The sequence below is a fragment of the Ruminococcus bromii genome, from assembly GCF_928721825.1.
In the GTDB taxonomy this organism is placed as follows: Bacteria; Bacillota; Clostridia; order Oscillospirales; family Acutalibacteraceae; genus Ruminococcoides; species Ruminococcoides bromii.
This window is the reverse complement of the sequence record NZ_CAKMVP010000002.1, coordinates 22,247-29,319: the sequence shown is the minus strand read 5'-3', so window position 1 is coordinate 29,319 and position 7,073 is coordinate 22,247. Positions and strand designations below refer to the sequence as shown.

Here is a 7,073-nt window from a genome sequence, read left to right as displayed (position 1 = left end):
CTACTTATGATGTAATATAGTCAAAGGTTAATTTCAATCCACACCTTCCTCGCGGAAGGTGACACGGTAAAAATGATGTTAAAGGAGTTGCAGCAATATTTCAATCCACACCTTCCTCGCGGAAGGTGACAAAGTACAAAGATGTCCTTGAAGATGTTTACAAAGATTTCAATCCACACCTTCCTTGCGGAAGGTGACATGATAGCAAGCATACCCGACATAGCCTCTTTGCCATTTCAATCCACACCTTCCTCACGGAAGGTGACTATAACCGCTACGAACAATTTTGCCTTTGTTATAATTTCAATCCACACCTTCCTCGCGGAAGGTGACACTGCTTTGCCAAAACTTTGTTGTAAGTCTCAGCATTTCAATCCACACCTTCCTCGCGGAAGGTGACTAAAAGCGTTAAGGCTTAAACATAAATTAACGCAGATTTCAATCCACACCTTCCTCGCGGAAGGTGACGGGTTTAAAGATAGGCTTGATATTAGTCGTTTAGATTTCAATCCACACCTTCCTCGCGGAAGGTGACTTACTAATGACAAAAGATAGTCAAAATCTTCAAGATTTCAATCCACACCTTCCTCGCAGAAGGTGACACACTCACATATCAAATCGCTTGCAAGGTATGCCGATTTCAATCCACACCTTCCTCACGGAAGGTGACGGATTCTATCCTTGTATCTGAGAACCTCAGACAATTTCAATCCACACCTTCCTCGCGGAAGGTGACTAAGATTGCCGGTTTTAAAAGGTACATATGGAGTAATTTCAATCCACACCTTCCTCGCGGAAGGTGACTCTCCGTAGCTGTAGTTTGTGCCATGTTTACTTACATTTCAATCCACACCTTCCTCGCGGAAGGTGACTTTTTCGCAAGCCTGTTTGCGCATCTGCAATCGGATTTCAATCCACACCTTCCTCGCGGAAGGTGACTATGGAAATGGGTTTTTTCTATTAATTACAAATATTTCAATCCACACCTTCCTCGCGGAAGGTGACCTGTTGAAGAAAAGTTGTATGGTATGAGTGAGCAATTTCAATCCACACCTTCCTCGCGGAAGGTGACTTTTCAATGCATAGAGTTTTATGCGATAACGGCTTATTTCAATCCACACCTTCCTCGCGGAAGGTGACGTCTTATTTTTATTCTAATATTTGGGCTCATACAAATTTCAATCCACACCTTCCTCGCGGAAGGTGACAATGCTTGAGATATAGGTGTTCATTCTCTTATGATAGCATTTCAATCCACACCTTCCTCGCGGAAGGTGACCAGTCAATTACAACGAACAGCTTTATGGTATGACAATTTCAATCCACACCTTCCTCGCGGAAGGTGACATTTTTGCATTGTTGTTTGTCAACGCATACGGCGGATTTCAATCCACACCTTCCTCGCGGAAGGTGACGACAACGCAAAATTTGCGTTGAAAAGAGTAATTAAAATTTCAATCCACACCTTCCTCGCGGAAGGTGACTTCAAAATCCGTTATTTTATTTAAATAAGATATAATTTCAATCCACACCTTCCTCGCGGAAGGTGACAGCAAAAATTGACAGTTTATTTGCTTAGCACACACAGTATTTACATATATATGCACAAACCGGTTGGATTACTTTACAACCGCCGGCAAAAAAGTTGCTGTCAATTTAAATAATTAACAATTTATTCGGTGCGAATGGTACAGTGTTTTTATGTGCACATACCATTCGCACTAAAAAAGCAACACTCCTTCAACATCAAAATCGTCACTCACTCCGTAGTGTTCGACTTTGGCTTTATAATTATTTCCGAGATAATAAAACCTGATGCTATCCTCTTTTTCGTCAATCAGATTAATCAGCTTTTCTTTGACTTCTCTACATTTTGCCGCGTCCATTACGCACTCAAAAACGGAATTTTGCACTCTTTTGCCATAATTAACGCACTCCTTAGCAACTTTGCGCAGCCTTTTTCTGCCCTGCGGAGTTTCTGTACTGACATCGTATGTAATCAAAACAAGCATTTCCTAATACCTACTTCCACAAGAACGGCGGATAGCCGTCAATATCGCCACGCAGATATCGTGCCAACAAAAGAGCCTGAACATACGGCACCATTCCCCATTGAACTTTTTCTTCAAGATATGGGTGCTTTATCTCGGTAAGTTTTTTATTTTGCCACGACTGCAAAAACTTTTTCTTTCCGTCGTCTGTAAACATCACGGCACCGTTTTCCTTCGTGATAAAGTCAGCCTTGTTGACCGATTTCCTGTTAATCATCGTAAGGACAAATCGGTCAGCAAATACGGAACGCAATTCTTCAATCATATCAAGTGCAAGCGATGCTCTTCCGGGACGGTCCTTATGCAGATAGCCTACAAAAGGATCAAGTCCCACACAATAGAGTGCAGATGTCACCATACTCGTCAGCATTGTGTATGAAAACGAAAGCATTGCATTTACAGCGTCTGTCGGCGGTCTTCTGTTTCTTTCACGAAAGAAAAAATCATCTTTTTGCCGGAGTATCAAATCATCAAATACAGAAAAATATCTTGTTGCCGCCTCTCCCTCAACACCTCGGAGCGATGCGGTGTCAACGCAATCTGAAATACTTTCCATAGAATTTTTTATTTGCAATGAAACATTTTTCAGCTTTTCAACATCAAGTGAATTTGAATAATCTCTTGTCGCGCGTTCAATTACCCACCTTGAGTTGAACAGCTTGCCAAAAATAATATTCTTTGCAATTTTAGTACATTCCTCTTCACTTTCGGAAAGTCGATACTGAGTTTTTCTCAGCACAACATTTCCGCAATATGGACCGACAACTCCCGCAAGGAATTTTCCGTGTCTGCTCATAAACGAAACACTTATATTGTCCGCGGCACATTTTCCGAGAAGAGCGGGACTTATTCCGCTGTAGCCAAAGGTAACGATAGCCTCAAGATTATGCAACGGAACTCTTCCGCATTCTTCTCGGTCAGCCAATATAACAATATTTTCTCCGTCCAAAGATAGATACTTGTCGGTTGAAGTCACATAAAGTGTGTTCAATAATTTTTTCATAGTTATTCCTCTGCCATATCGGACAAATATTTTTTGACTGATTTCACTTTTGTAAGCCTTGGCAAACACAAATTTTTTAGTGAACAGGCAGAACAGTTTTTGTTCTGTTTGACTTTCGGAGTGTATCTGCGACTGTAGAGCATATGCATTTCCAGAATTATATCTTTCAATTCATCACGAATTTCATCGGTAAATTCAATTTTCTGGCGATGCCTTGTTTTGCCGTAAAAAATATTCAGTTCATTTATTTTTGTGCAAAACATATCTTCAAGGCACATTGCCTGTGCAGCAACCTGAAGAATGTCGGCATGGCTTTCTTTAGGCTCGCCGTGTTTGTATTCAACAGGCACTACGGAATATTTGCCCTCTTTGCCGAACAATATTGCACCGTCATCTGACGGAACAAATTCAACAATGTCACAAACTCCGTATATGCCGAGTTCATAAGATGAAACCTGCATTCCCCGTGAAGTGATAATACCGTTTCTCGTTTCGGTAAAAGTATCGTCATGGGCTTTTTCGTGCATAATCTCACCGCTGACAGTGAGCAGATTTTCTGCCCACTGCTGTTCAATATGTATTAAAGCCCATTGTCTGCGACAAAATACAAAGTGTTGTATTCCAGATATGCTCAAAATATTATCATCATCGTACATCATTTTATGATACATTCAACACCTGACGGAAGCGTGTCGGTATCTACCGAGAAATCATAGTCGGCAAATTTTCTCGGAACAGTTACATCTTCCTTTTTATTGATATTGATTTTCTCAAATAACTTGTATGACGGTGCATTTCCGAGTTCGCTGTCATGCTTAAAAATAACGAGTTTGCGTACTGCCATTTTGCCTCTTGCGGCTGCATGGTCAAACTCAAACATATTTACAATTGCGTTCCACAAAAGTTCAAGGTCATCTTCTGAAAAGCCTGTGACCTTGCGGGCAAGATTTGCGGAAATATATCCCTCGGCAACATAAAGTCCGTATGGAATGATAAACTTATTGCCCATTGTATTATTTTTGTCTTCGGCATCCTTTTCTGTAGTAATTGCACATCTTGTAATTGTTACCTCCTGCGGAAGAACAGGGTCTACCGAACGGGCAAAACTCAGTTGAACAGGACCTCTCACCTGACCGCAATTGAGTCCGTTTGAAACAAATGTTGTCATAACAGCGCCAAAGGTTCTTACATCAAAGAAGTTTGCACACATAAAATCTCTGATTTTCAAATCAAGTTCTGCGTTGCCTTTTTTAAGTTCTTTAACCTGTGATTTGATTTTGTCATCAGCAACATTTGTATCAACACCGACATATTCGAGTGCGGTTTTATCGCTCTTATTAAGCGGCACACCGCTTTTAATATATATCTTGTAACCCTTTTCGTCTTCCTTAGCGGTTTCAACATAGTTTCTGATTTTCCTTTTAAGGCAAACATCTGTTACAATACCATAACCTGTTTCGGGGTCAATTCTCGGCATATTTCCTGCATCGGGATCGCCGTTTGGATTACCGTTTTCCACATCGAAAATAATTGCAAAATCATACTTATTCTTAATTACTTCAGCCATTGTTTACTTCCTCCTTGCGTGTATACCGTTTTTGTGTCTGATGATAATAACCGAGCTGGAACATACCTTTTTCTTCAAGTTTTAGTCTTACCGGAAATTCCGTTCCGAGCTTTGACATTGTTTCTGTCAATTTTTTCTGATAATAAATTTTACGGCTTGTTTCGCCTATTTTTTTGAGATGAGCCTGTGCAAGTTCAATCAATAATGGAAATATCAAAGCAGGCGTTGAACTTGCAGATGTAAAGTATCTGTCTTTGATTGTTGCTTTGATACCCGGATTTGCCGCATTTTGAATTTCTTCAAGATTCGAGAAAAGTATGCCAAGCAAATATGCTTTGTTTTCGCTGTGTTCATTTAATTCCACTGTTAAATCCTCCTTTGGAATAGTTTTTATGTTTCTCATGAGATACGCTTTAATAATTGCCGCCTTACCCCATGTAATCTCTCTTTCGGCAGATATTCTGCTCTGAACTCCGTAATATAGGGTTGCAGGATAGCTTGTGCCGTTTAAAATTGCGTTGAGCACATCTCCTGCAAGATGAGGTTTGCAGGACTTGTCCTTTGATTTTGGATTGACCGTTTGACTTACTGTTTGCCATAAAGTGAGATGTTCACGCGTTTCAAAACTCGGTCTTACAATTTTCATCTGCTCTTCATGCAACAAAACATTCTGCATAACCTTGCCAAAAGTATTTTTGATAAAAAATCTTACCGACAATCTTGCTGAGTTTGGAGATATACCGAGAATGTAAAAATTGTTATCGGGATACAAGGGAACTTTTTCCCAATTTACTGTTTCACCATGAGCAATATGAGTAATTGCACTTTTCAAATCTGCCTGAGAAACCGTATCATCATTACCATCAAAAGCAGAACAAAGCATACTTTGATAAGCAGGTTCGGCATCTTCCGTCCAACAAACAACAGTTGTATCGCCTACATTGATTCTATGATCGGTATCGGAAATAAGCTTATTTAATGCCGCTGCATAGGCAAATGCGGCATATTCACTCACGGTCGCATTATAACCCTGAGTTTTGCCGTATGACTCAAATGCACTTCCGTTAAATGAAATTAACGACGCACCTGCCGATTGCGAACCTTTAACATTCTTAATCAGCGGATGTAAAACGGCTATCTTATCGTATTTTCCCGTAACAAGACAAATTCCCTTTTCACCGTCCGAATTTGCATAGTTTTCATCCCATGCTCTGCAAATTTCATCAAAATCGAATGGATACTTGCCCAAAGGCATAAGCAACATATTTGCACCCTTGCCGAGAATTTCGTCAACCATAGGCTGAGTACATCCGCAACTTAAAAGTTCATCTTGCACATTTTCAATAGTATGGTCAAAAAACTTTTTTATTGACACAGCGGCATCGCTGTCACAGTTTTCAAGAATTTTGCAGTGTTTTTCCTTACAAGCCTGAAATGCCTTTGCGGCTCTGTCAGGTTTTCCCGATGAATCATAACCAAAAAGATATGTTGAATTTTCATAGAGAAAATTTGACGCTACTCCCGATGACCTTTTAACAGGCATCGGGAGGCTGATAGGTTTTGGAATTTCCTTTTTACCGTCAACTGTTTTTTGCTTTAAAAAAATTATTTTGTCAATATTTCCGTCATTGTCGAGGCAGAGCCCGTAAGAGATTTTTACGGGACTCCAGCCTGACTTTTCAATCTCACCCTTTTGGGCGAGGGTTTCGTACAACTTTACAAGTGATTGTAACAGCATCAGCGATACACCTCACAGTTCGTCAAATCAAGTACACCGTTCTTCAAAACGGCATTAAAGTACATCGGAGTAATTTCACCTTTACCGTAATCCATATCGTACAGCATCAATCCGAGTTCCTTTGTGGTATTTGGATAAGCTGTGTTGACTGTTTCAAATTCCCATTTTCTGAACTTTGCAGGAAACTCCCGACAGCCAAAATACGGCTGATGATAGCATTGCCCTTTTTCAAGTCTGCGTTTCATCATTTCCTGAAACTTTGCAGGACTATCAGTCGGGCTTGCTTTGTCTGTCATATCGAAGTGTGCTTCCAACACATAATGAACATTTTTCAGTACAAGCGCCGCTCTCTGCTGAATATCAGCCTGTGCGTCAATGTACAAATCGTTTTTCCTGCCGTTCATAACTGTTCTGACATTTCTTGCCGATATTTTAGATTTGACTTCATTTCTCCTGATATTTGCGTATTGAATCGGACTTAAAACATATATTTTGTCAACAACCCATCGCATGCCCGGGTGCCATAAAATAGCGTCCAAAATACCCCTTGCCGCCGATGGAGTTATGACATCATATGTCATTCGTTCAACCTTCAATTCAGGACGGTTAAAGGCGGCATAGTCGCCGTAAACTTCAACCATAATTGACATTGAGCATCAGCTCCTTTCTTCATTTTATTGTTGAGAATAATCTCTGTAATTCTAATATATCACC

6 protein-coding genes and 1 CRISPR repeat array are annotated in these 7,073 nt (G+C 40.3%); all 6 genes read right to left on the bottom strand.

Annotation, left to right across the window (positions count from 1 at the left end):
- Positions 1-30: 30 nt before the first annotated feature.
- Positions 31-1,551: a CRISPR direct-repeat array (repeat unit 33 nt; unit sequence ATTTCAATCCACACCTTCCTCGCGGAAGGTGAC).
- A gap of 170 nt (positions 1,552-1,721) precedes the next feature.
- Genes cas2 through cas5c form a run of 6 tightly spaced genes read right to left on the bottom strand, consistent with a single transcriptional unit; the run spans position 1,722 to position 7,009 of the window.
- Positions 1,722-2,012, bottom strand: a complete 291-nt coding sequence (cas2, locus tag QDI94_RS00275) for a CRISPR-associated endonuclease Cas2 (RefSeq protein ID WP_278419735.1) — start codon at positions 2,010-2,012, stop codon at positions 1,722-1,724.
- Positions 2,013-2,022: 10 nt separating this feature from the next.
- The gene (cas1c, locus tag QDI94_RS00270; protein WP_278866344.1) at positions 2,023-3,054 is read right to left on the bottom strand and encodes a type I-C CRISPR-associated endonuclease Cas1c; all 1,032 of its coding nucleotides are present in this window, start codon (positions 3,052-3,054) and stop codon (positions 2,023-2,025) included.
- Between the two features lie 2 nt (positions 3,055-3,056).
- Positions 3,057-3,725, bottom strand: a complete 669-nt coding sequence (gene cas4, locus QDI94_RS00265; protein WP_278866343.1) for a CRISPR-associated protein Cas4 — start codon at positions 3,723-3,725, stop codon at positions 3,057-3,059.
- Complete coding sequence (gene cas7c, locus QDI94_RS00260; protein WP_278866342.1) at positions 3,710-4,621, bottom strand: type I-C CRISPR-associated protein Cas7/Csd2; 912 nt, start codon at positions 4,619-4,621, stop codon at positions 3,710-3,712. The genes cas4 and cas7c overlap by 16 nt, the downstream gene beginning before the upstream one ends.
- Positions 4,614-6,359: a type I-C CRISPR-associated protein Cas8c/Csd1 gene (gene cas8c, locus QDI94_RS00255; protein WP_278866341.1), complete on the bottom strand. Its 1,746-nt coding sequence runs from the start codon at positions 6,357-6,359 to the stop codon at positions 4,614-4,616. Before cas8c ends, cas7c begins: the two co-directional genes overlap by 8 nt.
- Positions 6,359-7,009, bottom strand: coding sequence for a type I-C CRISPR-associated protein Cas5c (gene cas5c / locus QDI94_RS00250; protein WP_278866340.1), 651 nt, complete (start codon positions 7,007-7,009; stop codon positions 6,359-6,361). The genes cas8c and cas5c overlap by 1 nt, the downstream gene beginning before the upstream one ends.
- Positions 7,010-7,073 lie beyond the last annotated feature (64 nt).

Excerpts from the sequence above, each read along its gene's own strand:
- cas4 (WP_278866343.1), bottom strand. The coding sequence starts at position 3,725 with ATGTATCATAAAATGATGTACGATGATGATAATATTTTGAGCATATCT.
- cas8c (WP_278866341.1), bottom strand. The coding sequence starts at position 6,359 with ATGCTGTTACAATCACTTGTAAAGTTGTACGAAACCCTCGCCCAAAAG.
- cas5c (WP_278866340.1), bottom strand. The coding sequence starts at position 7,009 with ATGTCAATTATGGTTGAAGTTTACGGCGACTATGCCGCCTTTAACCGT.
- cas7c (WP_278866342.1), bottom strand. The coding sequence starts at position 4,621 with ATGGCTGAAGTAATTAAGAATAAGTATGATTTTGCAATTATTTTCGAT.
- cas1c (WP_278866344.1), bottom strand. The coding sequence starts at position 3,054 with ATGAAAAAATTATTGAACACACTTTATGTGACTTCAACCGACAAGTAT.
- cas2 (WP_278419735.1), bottom strand. The coding sequence starts at position 2,012 with ATGCTTGTTTTGATTACATACGATGTCAGTACAGAAACTCCGCAGGGC.